Consider the following 17,009-nt stretch of genomic DNA (forward strand, 5'->3'; position numbering starts at 1 on the left):
GGCGGAACCCTAAGCCGCCGTTACCGCAGAAACGGATATGTACCCCGACCTTAAGTGAACGGCATTCCGCCCGAATGGAAGGTTTCGAGCCGCTGACAAGTCACCTGCTCCTGAGCCCGGTACCGGAAATTTCAAACAGGCAACACCAAGGAGGCGATTAATGAGCTATACCCGCTAATCTCCCATTGCAGTTCTTCAGCAGGAGGTTGGCAATGAAGCGCAGTCACTCACTTGCAGCTCTAATGGTCACCGCAAGCCTTTTCGGCTGCACCACTTCATCCAGCCATGGAGTGAGCGTTCCTTTGGTTGCCACCCGGCAGAACGCCGGTCAGATCGGCAATGTAACGTTGGCCGACTGGGGCAAAGAAACCGGGTTCAGTTTCTTCATCAGTGGTGCTCCAAGCGGATCGTCTCTGCCCTTACGCCTCTTCACCTTCATCAATAAAGGCAGCTGCCAGCAACCCGGGCCAGTCGCTTACGCCATGAATGATCATGTCACCACCGAACGCCAGGCCATACGCGGCTGGGCTTTCTCAAGAAGCGCGCCTGTCGCAATGCCGGTCCTGCTTTCCGGTGAGTACTCCATCGTCGTGCGAAGTGCACCGGACAGTGGCAACGTCGATATCTTTTGCGGAGACATCAGGCAGAAAGGCTCAGGGAAATAGCCTCTCTTTCACGTCTCAATCACATCGTCCGCCCAACTGATGGCCGCAACAACGGTGGGAAAACCGATCGTGCTGGTCAGTGAGATCAGCGTGTGACGGATCTGCTCTGGCGTAGCGCCCGCTTCCAGTGCCCGTCGGGTATGACTGTGCACTGCGCCCTCAGAGCGGATGGCCGCGGCGGCACCGAGCTGGATCAACTGCACAACGATCTCTTCCAGTGGGCCGGTATGACGCACCGCCGTACCCAAGGCCTCAACGGCAGCCAAGTAATCCGGGTACTGCTGTTCGAGACGCTGGTAAGTGTTGTGCGCTTTCTTCTTTGTCATGTTGGTTTCCTCACGCTGGAGGGCGATCAGTTCTCGCCTTGGCGCCCGAGTCATCAGGCTGCGATTTCCGAAACTTGCACACTGCAACAGTAGGCTACGCTTACAGCAGCTTATTGCACACGATGCTCGCGTCTGCAGGTTTTGGTTTGTTCTGGAGAGCGTCTGCAACAGCTATTTCAGACAGGCCCAAACAATTCACGCAGGACTACGTGATGACCGAGCCCCTCCTCAGTTTTGATCAACTCAAGCGTGCTGCCGCCTCCGGCGAAATCGATACCGTTCTTGTTTGCATGGTCGACATGCAAGGCCGACTGGTCGGCAAGCGATTCCAGGTCGAGTTTTTCATCGACAGCGGCCATGAAGAAACCCACTGCTGCAATTACCTGCTGGCCGACGACATCGACATGGAGCCGGTGCCGGGTTACGCCGCGGCCAGCTGGAGCAAAGGCTATGGCGACTTTGTGCTCAAGCCCGACATGTCCACCTTGCGCCGGGTGCCCTGGCTCGAATGCACGGCGCTGGTGCTCTGCGATGTGCTCGATCATCACCATCGACGCGACCTGCCGCACAGCCCCCGGGCGATCCTGAAAAAGCAGGTCGAGCGACTGCGCGAACGCGGTTACACCGGGATGTTCGCCTCGGAACTGGAGTTCTATCTGTTCGACGAGAGCTACGAGGCGATCCACGAGCGCAACTACCACAAGCCGAAAACGGCCGGTCACTACATCGAGGACTACAACATCCTGCAGACCACCCGCGAAGAACCGGTGCTGCGGGCGATTCGCAAGCATCTGCAGGCCAGCGGCATTCCCGTGGAAAACTCCAAGGGTGAATGGGGGCCGGGCCAGGAAGAAATCAACATCCGTTACGCCGATGCACTGACCATGGCCGACCACCACGTCATCATCAAGCACGCCTGCAAAGAGATCGCGCAACTGCAGGGCAAGGCGATCACGTTCATGGCCAAGTGGCGTTATGACGCCGCCGGTTCCAGCAGCCACATTCACAATTCGCTGTGGGACAAGAACGGTAAAAAGCCGCTGTTCTTCGACACCAAGGCCGAGTTCGGCATGTCGAAACTGATGCGCTCCTGGGTGGCCGGGCAGCTTAAATATGCCAACGACATCACCTGTTTTCTCGCGCCTTACATCAATTCGTACAAGCGCTTTCAGGCCGGCACCTTTGCCCCGACACGGGCGGTATGGAGTCGGGACAATCGCACCGCGGGCTTTCGTTTGTGCGCAGAAGGCAGCAAATCCATTCGCATCGAATGCCGCATTGGCGGCGCCGACCTCAACCCCTATCTGGCCTTCGCCGCCTTGATCGCGGCAGGACTGGCCGGCATCGACGAGAAGCTCAGCCTCGCGCCGCCCTTTGAGGGCGATGCCTACGTCGACGAACACTTGCCTGAAGTCTCGAAGACCCTGCGCGAAGCCTGCGCCGCACTCCAGGGCTCGACCATGTTGCGCGAAGCGTTCGGCGATGAAGTGATCGACCACTACGTGCACACCGCCGAATGGGAGCAGAAAGAGTACGACCGGCGGATCACCGACTGGGAACTGCAGCGCGGGTTTGAGCGCTATTGAGACCGCCATCATGACGTCAACGATTCAACTCATCTCCCCGGTCGATGGCCGGGTCTATGCCGAACGTCGCTGCGCCGATGCAGCGCAAATCGACCAGGCTCTGGCAGCGGCCGAAGCGGCCCAGGCGCAATGGAAACGCCGGCCACTGAGCGAACGCGCCGCCTTCTGCAGCGCCGCGGTGGACGCGATGCTGGCCATGAAGGCTGACATCGTGCCGGAATTGGCCTGGCAGATGGGCCGCCCGGTGCGTTTTGGCGCTGGCGAACTGCGCGGGTTCGAAGAGCGTGCCCGCCACATGATCGCCATTGCGCCTGAAGCGTTGGCAGCGCTTGAACCCACTCCGGTTGCGGGTTTTCGACGCTGTATCAAACGCGAGCCGCTGGGTACGGTATTGGTCGTCGCGCCCTGGAATTACCCCTACCTGACCGCGGTGAATACGATTATCCCGGCACTGATGGCCGGCAACAGCGTCATCCTCAAACACGCGTCGCAAACGCTGCTGGTGGGTGAACGGTTCGCCGAGGCGTTTCGTCGCGCCCATCTGCCCGAAGGGCTGTTCCAGAACCTGCTGCTCAGTCACGTTTATACCGGAGCGATCATTGCCTCTGGACGCGTGCAGCAAGTGAACTTCACCGGCTCGGTCGAAGCCGGCAAATCCATGGAACACGCTGCCGTCGGAGGCTTCCTTGGCGTGGGCCTGGAGCTCGGTGGCAAAGACCCGGCCTACGTACGGGCAGACGCCAACCTCGAACACGCGGTGGAAAACCTGGTGGACGGCAGCTTCTTCAACTCCGGGCAAAGCTGCTGCGCGGTCGAGCGTATTTATGTCGATGAAAAAATCTACCCGGCGTTTGTCGAACGCTTCGTAGCGCTGACTCGCCAATACGTGCTGGGCAACCCGCTGGACGAAGCCACCACGCTCGGCCCGCTGGTCGCCCCGAGTGCCGCTGAGTTCGTTCGCGGACAGATCGCCGATGCGCTGACCCAAGGTGCTCGGGCGCTGATCGATCCAAAGGAATTTCCTGCCGACGCGCCGGGCAGCGCCTACCTCGCGCCGCAAGTACTAGTCGACGTCACCCATCAAATGTCGGTGATGCGCGAGGAAAGCTTTGGTCCCGTGGTCGGCATCATGCCGGTGGCCAGCGACGACGAAGCCATCGCCTTGATGAACGACAGTGAGTTCGGGCTCAGCGCTTCCATCTGGACGCAAGACCTTGCCGCCGCCGAGCGCCTGGGCAACGAGATCGACACCGGCACCGTGTTCATGAACCGCTGCGATTACCTGGACCCGGCCCTGGCCTGGACCGGTGTGAAGAACAGCGGGCGCGGCGTCACGCTGTCGCGCCTGGGTTATGAAAATCTGACCCGCGCGAAATCCTTCCATTTGCGCCACGAGATCTGAGCCATGAGCCTGACCGCGAACTGGAATTACCCCACAAGCATCCGCTTCGGTGTCGGCCGCATCGCTGAGCTCGCCGAGATCTGCCGCAGTCAAGGGATCCAGCGACCGTTGCTGGTCACCGACAGTGGCCTGGCGCGTGCCCCGATCACCATCGCAGCAGTGGACGCCTTGCGCGCCGCCGGCCTTGGCGTCGCACTGTTTTGCGACCTTAAACCCAACCCGGTCGAAGCCAATCTGGCGGGCGGGCTCGACGCCTGGCGCGCCGGTAAACACGATGGCGTGGTCGCCTTCGGCGGTGGCAGCGGCCTGGACATGGGCAAGCTCATCGCGTTCATGAGCGGCCAAACCCGCCCGGTGTGGGACTTCGAAGACATCGGCGACTACTGGACCCGCGCCGACGAAGGTAGCATCGCCCCGATCATTGCGGTGCCGACCACGGCAGGCACCGGCTCCGAGGTGGGCCGTGCGGCGGTGATCATCGATGAGCGTACGCACACCAAACGCATCATCTTCCACCCGAAGATGATGCCGCGCGTGGTCATCAGCGACCCGGCCCTCACCGTCGGCATGCCGGCCAAGGTCACCGCCGGCACCGGCATGGATGCGTTTGCGCATTGTCTGGAATCCTATTGCGCCCCCGGTTTTCACCCCATGGCCGAAGGGATTGCGGTGGAAGGCATGCGCCTGGTCGCCAATGCCCTGGTGCGGGCCGTACACACGCCCTCGGACCTGGAGGCGCGCGCGGAAATGCTCGCGGCTGCTGCGATGGGCGCTACCGCTTTCCAGAAAGGTCTGGGCGGGATGCACGCCCTCTCACATCCGGTGGGCGCCCTGTACGACACCCATCACGGCATGACCAACGCCACGTTCATGCCCTATGTCCTGAAATTCAATCGCCCGGCCATCGAGGAACGCATCACGCGCCTCGCGGCTTATCTGCGTCTGCCCTCGCCCGGCTTTGACAGTTTTCTGGCCTTCGTCCTCAAGTTGCGCAAGGACATCGGCGTGCCCCATACGCTGGTTGAGCTGGGGGTGGATGATCGGCAGGCCGACTTGATCGCGGACATGGCGATTGTCGACCCTTGCGCCAGCGGCAACCCGCTGCCACTGACCCGAAATGGCGCGGCAGAAATTTTCGAAGCGGCGTACCACGGCCGTCTATAGAGCAGTTGTCTGTCCATGGCCAAAGTGCGAACGCGCAGCATGGACGGGGTTTATCCGCAAGAAACAGGAGCAGTACGACAAGGGGTTGAAGGCCAGCCCATCCGGTCACGTAAAACCCGGATGGATGCGTATCAAAACCTGAGGGGCACACAACATGAAGCCAGCAAGCCAGCCCGGCACGAGCGCGCCGCAAGACGATGACGTCAAGGTGCTGCACAGCATGGGCTATGCCCAGCAGCTCTCGCGACGCATGGGCGTTTTCTCCAACTTTGCCATTTCCTTTTCGATCATCTGCATCCTCTCGGGTGGTATCAACTCACTCGCTCAGGGCACCTCGGGTGCGGGCGGTGCGTCAATCGGCATCGGCTGGCCGATCGGTTGCCTGATCTCCGGGGTGTTCGCCATGGCCATGGCGCAGATTTCCTCGGCCTACCCCACCGCTGGCGGCCTCTATCACTGGGGGTCGATTCTCGGTAACCGCTTCACCGGATGGCTGACCGCGTGGTTCAACTTGCTCGGGCTGGTCACCGTGCTCGGTGCGATCAACGTCGGCACCTATTACTTCTTTTTCGGCGCCTTCGGACCGGCCCTGGGCATGGAGGACACCACCACGGTGAGGGTGATTTTCCTGGCGATCCTGACCGGCCTCCAGGCCTTGTGTAACCACCTGGGTATCGGCCTGACCGCGAAGCTCACCGATTTCTCGGGGTATCTGATCTTCGCCACGGCGCTCGCGCTGACCATCGTCTGCCTGATCTCTGCACCCAGCTATGAGTTCGCCCGGTTATGGACCTTCAGCAACTATTCCGGCGAGGCTGGCGGCAGCGTTTGGCCTCAGGTGTCGAACGGCTGGATTTTCATGCTCGGCCTGCTCTTGCCGATCTACACCATCACCGGCTATGACGCCTCCGCGCATACCTCGGAAGAGACCCGAAATGCCGCCATGTCGGTGCCACGCGGCATGGTCATGTCGGTGGTCTGGTCGCTGCTGTTCGGCTGGGTGATGCTCAGCGCATTCGTATTGATGCTGCCGAACATGGATGACGCGGCCAAGCAAGGCTGGAACGTGTTTTTCTGGGCCATGAACACACAAGTCAACCCAACGTTGAAGCTCGCACTGTACGTGGCGATATTCATTTCGCAGGTCCTCTGTGGGCTGGCGACGGTGACCTCGGTTTCACGCATGATCTTCGCCTTCTCCCGGGATGGCGGCTTGCCCTGCTCGAAAGCGCTGGCCTCGGTCTCGCCGACATTCCGTAGCCCGGTGGCGGCGATCTGGACCGGTGCCACCCTCGCGGTATTGTTTGACTGGGGATCGTCGGTGATATCCGTCGGTGCAACGCCGGTCTACACCATCGTGGTGTCCTGCACAGTGATCTTCCTGTTCTTCTCCTTCGTCATTCCCATCGTGCTGGGCCTGTTTACCTACGGGACCTCGAAGTGGCCAACCATGGGGCCGTGGAACATGGGGCGTTTCTGGTACACCGTGTTTGCCCTGCTCTCGGTCCTGTCGATGGTGATTATTTTCGTCATCGGCATCCAGCCACCGAACGATTGGGCGCTGTACATCACCATCGGCTTTCTGGTGCTGACGGCCATCGTCTGGTTCGGTTTTGAAGCCCGTCGCTTCCAGGGTCCGCCGATTGGCGACATGATCGTCAAGCGTCAGGCTGAAATTGCCGCGGCTGAAGAGGCGTTGAATAAACGGGCTGGAAGCTGATCGCTACAGATGAATAACCTGTGGCGAGGGAGCTTGCTCCCTCTGGGCTGCGCAGCGGCCCCAAAAGATCGCAGCCTTCGGCAGCTCCTAGAGGTTTACACGCCCCTGTAGGAGCTGCCGAAGGCTGCGATCTTTTAAGGCAACACTCATGCTACATCGATCAGCTCTCAGAGGACATGATTGAGTCGTCGCCGGACTCAGCAGCCAGCTTCAATCGGTCAGCTTTACTGATGTATTTAGACTTGCTTGCCGGTGCCAGTTTGGCACTGGCCTTTTTGGCGTGAGCCTTTAATAACTGCTGTATTTTTTTACGACGATTCATATTTTTTCTACCCGGCTTGTAAGTCTTGAATGATATCAGCTTGCGGTTTGCGCAAAAAAGTAGAAGTGGCCCTAGTGCCGCAGGTGGTGCGTTGTTACTGTCAGCGGCTTGAGAATCGGCCTCTTTGGAGCCTCGCATGCCCCCTCTCTGCACCCTCCAGCCTCTGCCCTCCTCAACACTGTTTTCGCTTCGTTCGCGCAGCCTGCTCGCGCGGACCTGGTTGCGATTGGCCTTGTGCCTGAGCATTGTCGCGCCCGGCATGGCCGCTGCAGAGACACGCCCCGAGAACATGGTTTATCTGCGTACGATTGATCCGGGCATCGAGCAAGACATTCGCTATGCCAGCGCTCACAACTTCACCGGGCACCCACTCGACGGGTACGACGCTGGGGAGTGCCTGTTATCGCGGGACGCCGCCAAGGCCCTCGCTCGGGTACAAACGGCCTTGCGTGCGCAGGGTTACGGTTTGAAGGTGTTTGACTGTTACCGACCGAGCCGTGCCGTTGCCGATATGGGGCGTTTCGCTTTGGTGCCAGGTGACCCACGCAAGGCCGAGTTCTATCCGCGCGTGGACAAGCAGGACTTCTGGCGCCTGGGTTACGTGGCCCGGGTGTCGGGCCACTCCAAAGGCTCAACCGTGGATCTGACACTGACCGGCCCGGATGCCCTGCCCGCCGATACCTGGACACCTTCAGCCGGGCAAGTCGATTGCACGGCCGCCTATGGCCAGCGTTGGCGCGACGGCGCACTCGACATGGGCACCGGTTTCGATTGCTTCGATGAGCGAGCGCATACCGACAACCCGACGATCAGCGCTGCCGCCAGGGACAATCGCCAGAAGCTCAGCAGGGCGATGGAAAAAGAAGGGTTTACCGGGTACTCGAAGGAATGGTGGCACTTCACCTACAACGGCGAAGGATCGCCGAAGAACGTCATGGACTTCCCCATCACGCCGCTGGGGACACGCGATGTTCTCGACACCGCCAATCAGCTGATTGTGGTCACCACAAAAAACTGGACTGACATCCAGGGCACAGCCCAGCGCTATGAACGGCAGGGCAACACCTTTCGAAAATACGAATCGCCGTTTCCGGTGGTGGTCGGCAAGAGCGGGCTGGCGTGGGGCAAGGGTCTTGGCAGCGTTGAGCAACGCGAAGGTCCGATCAAACGTGAAGGCGATGGAAAAGCGCCAGCCGGGGTATTCAAACTGGGAACGGCGTTTGGCTACGACAGCACGGCCGACACCCGACTGCCTTACCTGGCGCTGACCCCGACCATCGAATGCGTGGATGACAGCCACTCCGCCCGCTATAACGAGCTGGTCAATGGAGCGACTGTTTCGAAAGACTGGAACAGCTCCGAACGTATGCGTCGCGATGACGATATGTATCGAAAAGGCATTTTCATCAAGCACAATACGCCGGCGTCCCCCGCCTGGGGTTCGTGCATTTTCTTCCACATCTGGCGTGGGCCCACCTCCCCGACGCTGGGCTGCACCGCCATGGATCAAGCGGATATTTCTCGCTTGTTCCATTGGCTGGATCCTCGCCAGTCCCCGCTGCTGGTTCAAATGCCCGAGGCGGAATATGAGCAAATCCGCGAAAGCTGGAACCTCCCCGAACGTTGATACAACACCGTTACGCAGGCTGTTACTTCCTGATCCGCACCGGCGCCAATGACCCTCCTGACTGTAACGCCAAGACACTTTGCCGCACTGCGCGACCCGCCTATCGTGAAGCCGTCAATGTGCTTACAGGGTCGTGACCCATCAGAAGCCCGCTGCCCATTGATTGCCCAACACTCAACCAAGGAAGAGGGAAACCATGAGTCAGTCAAACGCAGTCAGCAAACAAAGCCAGCAACTGCACAAAGACGTGCAAGAGGCGTTCAAGTCGTTCCAGAGCGTCGCCCCAACGGCCCTGAAAACCACCGACTACAGCAAGGTGCTGACGTCGACCCTGGCGGCCACCCAAAAGTCGGTCAAGATCCAGATCGCCGCCGCTGATCTGACCCTGCTCAAACAATCAGGCTACAAGCTGTGCTTCGCCAAAAAGGTCGGCAATGAAGCCTACAACGTGGTCTGGCAGTCCTATGTTCAGTATCTGAGCAACAGCACGTTCAGCTGGACGCCCCAGTATCAGTTATTCGGCGCCAACTCTTTCCAGGCCAACGTGCAGGTTGATGTGTCGACCAACCTCGTCAATATCGGGCTGGGCCAACAGTCGATACTCGACAATGCCGGCCTGTTGGGTTCGGCGACGAGCGGTGGCCCCGACACCTCCATCACCCTGGTGAACAACTACGGTGCGATTCACCCCGGCCTCAGCCAATTGTCCACGGGCATCGATGGCAAGCAGATCAGCACGCCCATCTACGTGGCCTCGGCACAAGTCGTCACCGGCCAGACCGTGCTAACCCCCGTCGAGACCATTCTGGTGTGGTTCGAACAGAACGTGCAGACCAGCACCATGTTCAGCACCTCACGCTCGCAATCCATCGAAATCGACCTGACCTTCGATAACAGTGCGACCCGCCTCTACTCTGGCGGTAGCTGGACTGTCGTGTAACGTCAGCCTCCAGGGGCAACCTTGTGGTTGCCCCTCTGTTCATCAATCGTCACTGCCACCCCGGGCGAAATAACCCGTCAACGACCGGCAGATGGATTCGGCCAGATCTTCCTGAGTGGCGATGCCATAGGGTTGATTGCGATCGAACTGCTCTGACCAGCGAATGCGGCCCTGAGCGACATCAATCAAGCGTACCGAGGTCCGGACGCGGGCCGGCTCCACCCGCACGCTGCCCTCCAGCGAATAGCTGCCGCGCCTGGCCCGCTCCAGGTCTGGTGCTTTTACGCTGCTTCGTGGCACCTTCATCAACACATGGTTTGCAGGTGTTTGCATCTGTTCGAACGACTCGAACAGCCTGCAACTCAACTCTTCGCACAAGCCCTGGGTAAAGTCATCGCCATCATGGGTGATGCAGGTAAACGGCTGGAGCTGCAGGACAGGATGGCGAATGGCGATGCCTTTGAGTCTGAGTCGCTGGTACGCCAGCCGATAACAACCGGCCGGCAGGCTCAGGCGCACCGGATCCTGCTGGCCAAACGTGGCGTAATGACTGGCGAGCTTGCGCCGCAACCGGCCTACCTGAACCCGCACCACCGGATCATCGCCGGTGCTATAGACCGCCGGATCACGGCGAAACACCGCGATGCCGATGGCGTGCTCGGTAAGGGGGATGTCCGAAAACTGAAGGTCGTACTCGACCAGAAAGCGCAGCAGGCTGCCCATCCGCCGTGACTTGGCGAACAACGGGCTGGCCAATAACTGCGCGAGCACCCGCTCCACCTCTTCCCGAGCGAGAGGCTCGGGAACGATGTCCGCACTCGAGTTACCACTGTGCTTGGTCACAACTGCCTGCCTCCTTGCAGGTTGCCGCCTGTCGCCCGCCACCTCGATGGCCATGAACGACTCGAGCGCTGCCAGAACGTAGCGTAGCAGTTGCAATCGGATCGGGAAGATATTGCAGCGGCTGGAATTCCTGGCCATTGCCAAAGGAACACTCAGTGCAAATTCGTATACCATATCTGCAATTCAATCCTAACGATCACGACCGTGGCCCTGACAAAACTCAACGCTCCCGACCTTGGCAATTCGCCTTCGACGTCGGAAATCATCACCCGTCATCTGCGTGACGCCATCGTCGCCGGGCATTTCGCCGAGGACGAGCCGATTCGCCAGGACGATATCGCCCGCCAGTTCAACGTCAGCAAGATTCCAGTGCGCGAAGCCCTCAAGCGCCTGGAGGCCGAAGGACTGGTGATGTTCCAGCGCAATCGCGGGGCGATGGTCACCCGGGTTTCCGATGCGGAACTGGCGCAGATGTTCGAAGTGCGCATGCTGCTCGAAGACAAGGTGCTGCGCCTGGCCATTCCCAACATGACCGAAGAAACCTTCGCCCGTGCCGAACGCATCTGCCAGGAGTTCATCGGCGAAGATGACGTGGGTCGCTGGGCCGAACTCAACTGGGAACTGCACGCTTGCCTCTACGAACCGGCGCAACGACCGTTTCTGGTCGGCCTGATCCGCTCGGTCAACGACAAGCTGGAGCGCTACCTGCGCATGCAAATGAGCCTGTCGGCCGGCAAGGAACGCGCCGATCACGAACACCGGGAAATCCTTGCGGCCTGCCGCGCCGGTGACGTGGACCTGGCGGTGAAGTTGCTCGACGAGCACATTGCCGGCGTCTGCAAGACCCTGTTCGAGCACCTGCCTCACAGCCACTGACCCCTCGCCACACTGTGCCGATTTCGTCATCGGCACTGGATAAAACCATCAAGCCGGCAAGCCCTCGTACAGGCCACTCTTTTGTTCACTCATCTGAACGGGCGTGGCCAACTTATGAAACGCATCACCGTGATCGACTCCCACACCGGCGGCGAACCGACCCGCCTGGTGACCTCCGGTTTTCCTGACCTGGGCAGCGGCAGCATGGCCGAACGTCGACAGCGGCTGGCCGAACAGCATGATCAATGGCGCGCTGCCTGCGTGCTGGAACCACGGGGCAGTGACGTGCTGGTCGGCGCCCTGCTCTGTGAGCCGGTGGACCCGAGCGCCTGTGCCGGCGTGATTTTTTTCAACAACAGCGGATACCTCGGCATGTGTGGCCATGGCACCATCGGCCTGGTGGCCTCACTCGCGCATCTGGGCAAGATCGGCCCTGGGGTGCACAGCATCGAAACCCCGGTGGGCACCGTGCAGGCAACGTTGCACGAAGACTATTCGGTGAGCGTGCGCAACGTGCCGGCTTACCGTTACCGCAAAGCGCTGTCACTGCAGGTACCGGGGATCGGTCAAGTGACCGGCGATGTTGCCTGGGGTGGGAACTGGTTTTTCCTGATTGCCGACCATGGCCTGCGCGTTGCTGGCGATAACCTCGATGCGCTGACCGCCTACACCTACGCCGTGCAGCAGGCACTGGAGGCTCAGGGTATTCGCGGCGAAGACGGCGGGTTGATCGACCATGTCGAGCTGTTCGCCGATGACGAGCAGGCCGACAGCCGCAACTTTGTCCTCTGCCCCGGCAAGGCCTACGACCGCTCTCCGTGTGGCACCGGCACCAGCGCCAAACTGGCGTGCCTGGCGGCCGACGACACATTGCAGCCGGGGCAGATCTGGCGTCAGGCCAGTGTCATCGGCAGCGAGTTCGAGGGTTCCTACGAACTTCAGGGCGAGCGCATTGTGCCGACCATTCGCGGCCGCGCCTTTATCAGCGCCGAAGCCAGCCTGATCATCGAGCAGGACGACCCGTTCGCCTGGGGCATTCGCCCGTGAACGAGGGCCGGGTGGGCGATGTGATCGTGATTGGCGCCGGCATCATCGGTGCCGCTTGTGCCCAGGCGTTGGCGGGGCGCGGCTTGCGTGTGCTGGTGCTGGACGCCGGCCTGCCCGGCGCTACAGCAGCGGGCATGGGCCACTTGCTGGTCCTCGACGACAACCCGGCCGAACTGGCCCTCAGTCAATATTCCCTGCAACGCTGGCGCGAACTGGCGCCGGCCCTGCCCGACGGCTGCGCCTACCGCCGCAACGGCACCCTCTGGCTGGCGGCCAATGCCGAAGAAATGGCCGTCGCCCACAGCAAATACCTGAACTTGCAGGCCCAAGGCGTGGCCTGCGAATTGATCTCCCGCAGTGCCTTGCACCAGCGCGAACCAGAACTGCGCGAGGGCCTGGAAGGCGGATTACTGATCAATGGCGACGGCATTCTGTATGCGCCGGCGACGGCTAATTGGATGCTGGACACACCGAACATCAGCCAACGCCGGGCGCGGGTCAGCGAGGTCGATGGCAACCGCGTGCGACTCGACGACGGCCAGTGGCTGAGCGCCGATGCGGTGATTCTGGCCAACGGCATCCAGGCCAACGAGCTGTGCCCGGAATTACCAATCGAACCCAAGAAAGGCCACTTGCTGATCACCGACCGCTACCCCGGCAAAGTCACCCACACCTTGGTGGAGCTCGGATACGTCACCAGCGCCCACAACGCCAGCGGTCCATCGACGGCTTGCAACATTCAGCCCCGACCAACCGGGCAACTGTTCATCGGCGCGTCGCGACAATTCGGCACCACTGACCCGCAGGTCGAGGGCTGGATGCTGGCGAAAATGCTCCGGCGTGCCGCCGACTACATGCCGGGTCTGGCTCAACTCAATGGCATCCGCGCCTGGACCGGTTTTCGCGCGGCCAGCCCCGACGGCTTGCCCTTGGTGGGTCAGCACCCACAACGCAAAGGTTTATGGCTGGCGGTCGGTCACGAGGGCCTCGGCGTGACGACCGCCCCCGGCACCGCCGACCTGCTGGTCGCGCAGCTGTTCGACGAAACGCCGCCACTGGCCGCACAACCGTATCTGCCGCAACGTTTTCTCGGAGAGCCCGTTTATGCCTGAATTGATGCTGGACGGACGTGCCCTGCGGGTGGCCGAGGGCACCAGCGTCGCCGCGGCACTGGCGCTAAGCGGCGATGGCTGCACGCGCACCTCGGTCAGTGGCCAACGCCGCGCACCGCTGTGCGGCATGGGCATTTGCCAGGAATGCCGGGTGACCATCGATGGTCGACGGCGTCTGGCCTGCCAGACGCTGTGCCGTGACGGCATGCACGTGGAGACTCAAGCATGAGCGAATACGCCGACCTGCTGATCATCGGTGCCGGGCCTGCCGGAATGGCCGCTGCGCTCGCTGCGGCGTCAAGCGGTGCGCGCATCGTCCTGCTCGATGACAACCCGCTGCCGGGCGGGCAAATCTGGCGTGACGGGCCTCAGGCCAAGCTGCCGAACCCGGCACGTCAGATGCGTGATCGGCTGGAGGCGTGCAGCAACATCCGTCGCCACTCCGGCACTCGGGTGATTGCCTGCGTCGGGCCGAAACAACTGCTGGTCGAAGACGCCGATCGAGGCTGGGTGATCGGCTACGACAAACTGATTCTGTGCACCGGCGCCCGCGAGTTGCTGCTGCCCTTCCCCGGCTGGACGCTGCCCGGCGTGACGGGCGCGGGTGGCCTCCAGGCATTGATCAAGGGCGGGCTGCGGGTGCAGGGCGAACGCGTTGTGATTGCCGGCAGCGGACCGTTATTGCTGGCCAGCGCCGCTACTGCAAAACACAACGGCGCCCGGGTACTGCGCATCGCCGAGCAAGCCCGCGCGCCCGCCGTCGCCGGTTTCGCCGCGCAACTGCCACGCTGGCCCAACAAGCTGATGCAGTCGCTCACGTTGATTGACCGCCACTACCGCACCGGGACTTATGTACTGGCCGCTCTGGGCAATGAGCGGCTGGAAGGTGTGCGCCTGCAACAGCAAGGAAAAATCGTCGAACTGGAATGTGATCGCCTGGCCTGTGGCTTCGGTCTGATTCCCAATACCCAACTCGGCCAGGCCCTCGGCTGCGAACTTGAAGATCAGGCAATCGCCGTCGATGCCTGGCAGGCCACTCGCCGCGCCGATCACTACGCGGCAGGTGAATGCACCGGTTTCGGTGGCAGTGAACTGGCGTTGGTCGAAGGCGCCATCGCCGGCCACGCCGCCGTCGGTGAACTTGATTCAGCCCAAGCATTGTGGCCGCGCCGTGCGCGCTGGCAGGGTTTTGCCAACGCGCTGAACAAGGCCTTCACCCTCGATCCGCAACTCAAGACGCTGGCACAACCCGACACCTTGGTGTGCCGTTGCGAAGACGTGCCTTACGGGTTACTTGCCGGGCACACTGACTGGCGCGAGACCAAACTGGCCAGCCGCTGCGGCATGGGCGCGTGCCAGGGCCGGGTGTGTGGCGGCGCGTTGCAGCACCTGTTCGGCTGGCAACCTTCGACACCACGGCCGCCGTTCAGTCCGGCACGGATCGAGACCTTGCTCTGCCTGGACGACACCCCGCCGGCCTGAATGCCGGCCCGGGGCTTTCGGGTCCGTCGCCGAGTCTTTATGATCCCGGGCATTGCCTCCAGACGCCCAGCGCCATGTATGCCTCGCTCACTACCTTCAAACCCTGCGACCTGCCCACTCTGCTGAGCAGTCTGCAGCCGATCGCGGCGCTGCTCGATACCCTGTCGGACGTGGTGTTTTTCATCAAGGACAGCGAGGCCCGCTATGCCTTCGTCAACCAGACCCTGGCCCGGCGCTGCGGCTTCAAACACAGTGACGAGTTGCTCGGGCGCACCGCCGACATGGTCTTTCCCGAGCGCTTCGGCCCGCTGTACACCGAGCAGGATCGGCGGGTGCTGTCCACCGGCCGCGAACTGGCCGACCAACTCGAACTGCACCTGTATTACGGTAACCAACCGGTTTGGTGCCTGACCCACAAACTCGCGCTGCGCGACCTGCAAGGTCAGATCGTCGGCCTGGCCGGCATCTCCCGCGACCTGCAAACGCCACAGTCGAGCCATCCGGCCTTTCAGAAACTCGCCGCAGTGGACGCGCATATCCGCAGCCATTTCGCCCGCCCTATCAGCCTTGCCGAACTGACCGCGATCGCCGGGTTTTCCGTGGCGCAACTGGAGCGCCATTGCAAACGGGTGTTCCAGCTCACCCCACGGCAGATGATTCACAAGGCGCGCCTGGAAGAAGGCTCTCGACTGTTGCTGCACACCGACCTGCCCATTACCGAGATCGCCCTGCGCTGCGGTTACACCGACCACAGTGCCTTCAGCCGGCAGTTCCGCGCCTTGACCAGTCTGGCACCGAGTCAGTATCGCGAAAGCCGTCGCTGAACCCGGGCGAGTGTTCCTTTAAGGGGCGCCCGGCGTTCCCACTGCTCCCTTCTGTAACACCACCTGATACAGCCCGCCGAGGCGTTCTTCTCCTACGCCCTATTCCTAAAATCTTGCAGGACGTTTAACTCAAGGCTTGGCGATAAATTCTCGCCTCTGTTCGGAAACAGGCACGCTCATTGCTAATCACATATCGTATACGAAATTCACAATACGATATCCAACAGCACTTTCCGACAACGAGGCCTCTATGAAAAACCCCGCATTTGCCGTAGCCCTCAGCGCTGTTCTCAGTACTTCCTTTATCGCCACCGCCCAGGCCGACAAGCTCGACGACATTATTGGTTCGGGCAAGCTGCGCTGCGCCGTGACCCTGGACTTCCCGCCCATGGGTTTTCGTGATGCAAGTAACAACCCGGCCGGTTTCGACGTGGACTACTGCCACGACCTGGCGAAGATCCTCGGGGTCGACGCCGAAGTGGTTGAAACGCCCTTCCCCGATCGAATTCCGGCGCTGGTCTCCGGGCGCGCCGACGTGATCGTTGCGTCCACGTCCGACACCCTCGAACGGGCCAAGACCGTCGGCCTCACCGTGCCGTACTTCGCCTTCCAGATGGTGGTGCTGACCCGCGACAACACCGGCATCAACAGCTTCGCCGATATCAAAGGCAAAGCCCTGGGCAACACCAGCGGCACCTATGAAGCCATCGCCCTGGAAAAAGACGTGAAGAACTGGGGCACCGGCACCTTCCGCGCGTATCAGTCGCAGAACGACACGCTGCTGGCGGTCGCCCAGGGTCACATCGACGCCACCGTGGTCACCAACACCGTGGCCGCCGCCACGATCAAGTCGGGCAAATACAAGAACCTGAAAATCGCCGGTAACGCGCCGTACACCATCGACTACGTGTCGCTGGGCGCCAAGCGCAACGAGTATGGCCTGCTCAACTACCTCAACCTGTTCGTCAATCAGCAGGTGCGCAGCGGCCGCTACAACGAGCTGTTCACCAAATGGGTCGGCACCGAGATTTCACCCACCGACCTGACTGTGCCCAAGGTCTATTACTAAGGTG

General features: G+C 61.3%; 17 protein-coding genes. 14 read left to right on the forward strand and 3 right to left on the reverse strand.

The features are described from left to right. Positions 1-212: 212 nt before the first annotated feature. Positions 213-665 (forward strand): hypothetical protein, encoded by a 453-nt coding sequence (locus tag VD17_RS21015; protein ID WP_046055478.1) that lies wholly within the window; start codon positions 213-215, stop codon positions 663-665. Between the two features lie 8 nt (positions 666-673). Here VD17_RS21015 and VD17_RS21020 read toward each other — a convergent pair whose 3' ends face one another. Beyond that, positions 674-991, reverse strand: a complete 318-nt coding sequence (locus VD17_RS21020) for a carboxymuconolactone decarboxylase family protein (protein ID WP_008157167.1) — start codon at positions 989-991, stop codon at positions 674-676. Positions 992-1,203: 212 nt separating this feature from the next. On the opposite strand from VD17_RS21020, the gene VD17_RS21025 reads away from it, so the two are divergent. The 4 genes from VD17_RS21025 (at position 1,204) to VD17_RS21040 (ending at position 6,863) form a co-directional block, all read left to right on the forward strand. Next, entirely contained in the window at positions 1,204-2,577 is a 1,374-nt protein-coding gene (locus VD17_RS21025; protein ID WP_046055479.1) for a glutamine synthetase family protein, read from the forward strand. Positions 2,578-2,587: 10 nt separating this feature from the next. Continuing rightward, positions 2,588-3,979 (forward strand): aldehyde dehydrogenase family protein, encoded by a 1,392-nt coding sequence (locus tag VD17_RS21030; protein WP_046055480.1) that lies wholly within the window; start codon positions 2,588-2,590, stop codon positions 3,977-3,979. A gap of 3 nt (positions 3,980-3,982) precedes the next feature. After that, complete coding sequence (locus VD17_RS21035; RefSeq protein WP_046055481.1) at positions 3,983-5,143, forward strand: iron-containing alcohol dehydrogenase; 1,161 nt, start codon at positions 3,983-3,985, stop codon at positions 5,141-5,143. A 154-nt stretch (positions 5,144-5,297) separates the two neighbouring features. Next, positions 5,298-6,863, forward strand: coding sequence for an amino acid permease (locus VD17_RS21040; protein WP_046055482.1), 1,566 nt, complete (start codon positions 5,298-5,300; stop codon positions 6,861-6,863). 160 nt (positions 6,864-7,023) lie between these two features. On the opposite strand, the gene VD17_RS31770 is transcribed toward VD17_RS21040, so the two are convergent. Next, positions 7,024-7,185: a DUF2986 domain-containing protein gene (locus tag VD17_RS31770; RefSeq protein ID WP_080932051.1), complete on the reverse strand. Its 162-nt coding sequence runs from the start codon at positions 7,183-7,185 to the stop codon at positions 7,024-7,026. A gap of 136 nt (positions 7,186-7,321) precedes the next feature. On the opposite strand from VD17_RS31770, the gene VD17_RS21050 reads away from it, so the two are divergent. Beyond that, the gene (locus VD17_RS21050; RefSeq protein WP_080932049.1) at positions 7,322-8,812 is read left to right on the forward strand and encodes a M15 family metallopeptidase; all 1,491 of its coding nucleotides are present in this window, start codon (positions 7,322-7,324) and stop codon (positions 8,810-8,812) included. 196 nt (positions 8,813-9,008) lie between these two features. Continuing rightward, positions 9,009-9,752 (forward strand): hypothetical protein, encoded by a 744-nt coding sequence (locus tag VD17_RS21055; protein ID WP_033056569.1) that lies wholly within the window; start codon positions 9,009-9,011, stop codon positions 9,750-9,752. Positions 9,753-9,794: 42 nt separating this feature from the next. Here VD17_RS21055 and VD17_RS21060 read toward each other — a convergent pair whose 3' ends face one another. Then, positions 9,795-10,649 (reverse strand): hypothetical protein, encoded by an 855-nt coding sequence (locus VD17_RS21060; RefSeq protein ID WP_259674588.1) that lies wholly within the window; start codon positions 10,647-10,649, stop codon positions 9,795-9,797. A 150-nt stretch (positions 10,650-10,799) separates the two neighbouring features. On the opposite strand from VD17_RS21060, the gene VD17_RS21065 reads away from it, so the two are divergent. The 7 genes from VD17_RS21065 (at position 10,800) to VD17_RS21095 (ending at position 17,005) form a co-directional block, all read left to right on the forward strand. Then, positions 10,800-11,471 carry a GntR family transcriptional regulator gene (locus VD17_RS21065; RefSeq protein WP_185049412.1) on the forward strand — a complete coding sequence of 224 codons (672 nt, stop codon included), beginning with the start codon at positions 10,800-10,802 and terminating at the stop codon, positions 11,469-11,471. A 114-nt stretch (positions 11,472-11,585) separates the two neighbouring features. Then, positions 11,586-12,518: a 4-hydroxyproline epimerase gene (locus VD17_RS21070; RefSeq protein WP_046055485.1), complete on the forward strand. Its 933-nt coding sequence runs from the start codon at positions 11,586-11,588 to the stop codon at positions 12,516-12,518. Then, on the forward strand, positions 12,515-13,630 hold the full coding sequence (locus VD17_RS21075; RefSeq protein ID WP_046055486.1) for an NAD(P)/FAD-dependent oxidoreductase: 1,116 nt from the start codon (positions 12,515-12,517) through the stop codon (positions 13,628-13,630). Before VD17_RS21070 ends, VD17_RS21075 begins: the two co-directional genes overlap by 4 nt. After that, positions 13,623-13,859, forward strand: coding sequence for a (2Fe-2S)-binding protein (locus VD17_RS21080; RefSeq protein WP_008157207.1), 237 nt, complete (start codon positions 13,623-13,625; stop codon positions 13,857-13,859). The genes VD17_RS21075 and VD17_RS21080 overlap by 8 nt, the downstream gene beginning before the upstream one ends. After that, the gene (locus tag VD17_RS21085) at positions 13,856-15,112 is read left to right on the forward strand and encodes an NAD(P)/FAD-dependent oxidoreductase (protein ID WP_046055487.1); all 1,257 of its coding nucleotides are present in this window, start codon (positions 13,856-13,858) and stop codon (positions 15,110-15,112) included. Before VD17_RS21080 ends, VD17_RS21085 begins: the two co-directional genes overlap by 4 nt. A 74-nt stretch (positions 15,113-15,186) precedes the next feature. Beyond that, positions 15,187-15,936 (forward strand): AraC family transcriptional regulator, encoded by a 750-nt coding sequence (locus VD17_RS21090; RefSeq protein ID WP_008157205.1) that lies wholly within the window; start codon positions 15,187-15,189, stop codon positions 15,934-15,936. 250 nt (positions 15,937-16,186) lie between these two features. Beyond that, the gene (locus VD17_RS21095; RefSeq protein WP_046055488.1) at positions 16,187-17,005 is read left to right on the forward strand and encodes an ABC transporter substrate-binding protein; all 819 of its coding nucleotides are present in this window, start codon (positions 16,187-16,189) and stop codon (positions 17,003-17,005) included. Positions 17,006-17,009 lie beyond the last annotated feature (4 nt).

The organism is Pseudomonas fluorescens, from assembly GCF_000968015.1.
Classification (GTDB): domain Bacteria; phylum Pseudomonadota; class Gammaproteobacteria; order Pseudomonadales; family Pseudomonadaceae; genus Aquipseudomonas; species Aquipseudomonas fluorescens_W.

Coding starts and splice junctions, on each gene's coding strand:
- VD17_RS21035 (WP_046055481.1), top strand. CDS start 3,983: ATGAGCCTGACCGCGAACTGGAATTACCCCACAAGCATCCGCTTCGGT.
- VD17_RS21020 (WP_008157167.1), bottom strand. CDS start 991: ATGACAAAGAAGAAAGCGCACAACACTTACCAGCGTCTCGAACAGCAG.
- VD17_RS21085 (WP_046055487.1), top strand. CDS start 13,856: ATGAGCGAATACGCCGACCTGCTGATCATCGGTGCCGGGCCTGCCGGA.
- VD17_RS21055 (WP_033056569.1), top strand. CDS start 9,009: ATGAGTCAGTCAAACGCAGTCAGCAAACAAAGCCAGCAACTGCACAAA.
- VD17_RS21025 (WP_046055479.1), top strand. CDS start 1,204: ATGACCGAGCCCCTCCTCAGTTTTGATCAACTCAAGCGTGCTGCCGCC.
- VD17_RS21060 (WP_259674588.1), bottom strand. CDS start 10,649: ATGGCCATCGAGGTGGCGGGCGACAGGCGGCAACCTGCAAGGAGGCAG.
- VD17_RS31770 (WP_080932051.1), bottom strand. CDS start 7,185: ATGAATCGTCGTAAAAAAATACAGCAGTTATTAAAGGCTCACGCCAAA.
- VD17_RS21030 (WP_046055480.1), top strand. CDS start 2,588: ATGACGTCAACGATTCAACTCATCTCCCCGGTCGATGGCCGGGTCTAT.
- VD17_RS21050 (WP_080932049.1), top strand. CDS start 7,322: ATGCCCCCTCTCTGCACCCTCCAGCCTCTGCCCTCCTCAACACTGTTT.
- VD17_RS21015 (WP_046055478.1), top strand. CDS start 213: ATGAAGCGCAGTCACTCACTTGCAGCTCTAATGGTCACCGCAAGCCTT.
- VD17_RS21090 (WP_008157205.1), top strand. CDS start 15,187: ATGTATGCCTCGCTCACTACCTTCAAACCCTGCGACCTGCCCACTCTG.
- VD17_RS21040 (WP_046055482.1), top strand. CDS start 5,298: ATGAAGCCAGCAAGCCAGCCCGGCACGAGCGCGCCGCAAGACGATGAC.
- VD17_RS21080 (WP_008157207.1), top strand. CDS start 13,623: ATGCCTGAATTGATGCTGGACGGACGTGCCCTGCGGGTGGCCGAGGGC.
- VD17_RS21095 (WP_046055488.1), top strand. CDS start 16,187: ATGAAAAACCCCGCATTTGCCGTAGCCCTCAGCGCTGTTCTCAGTACT.
- VD17_RS21070 (WP_046055485.1), top strand. CDS start 11,586: ATGAAACGCATCACCGTGATCGACTCCCACACCGGCGGCGAACCGACC.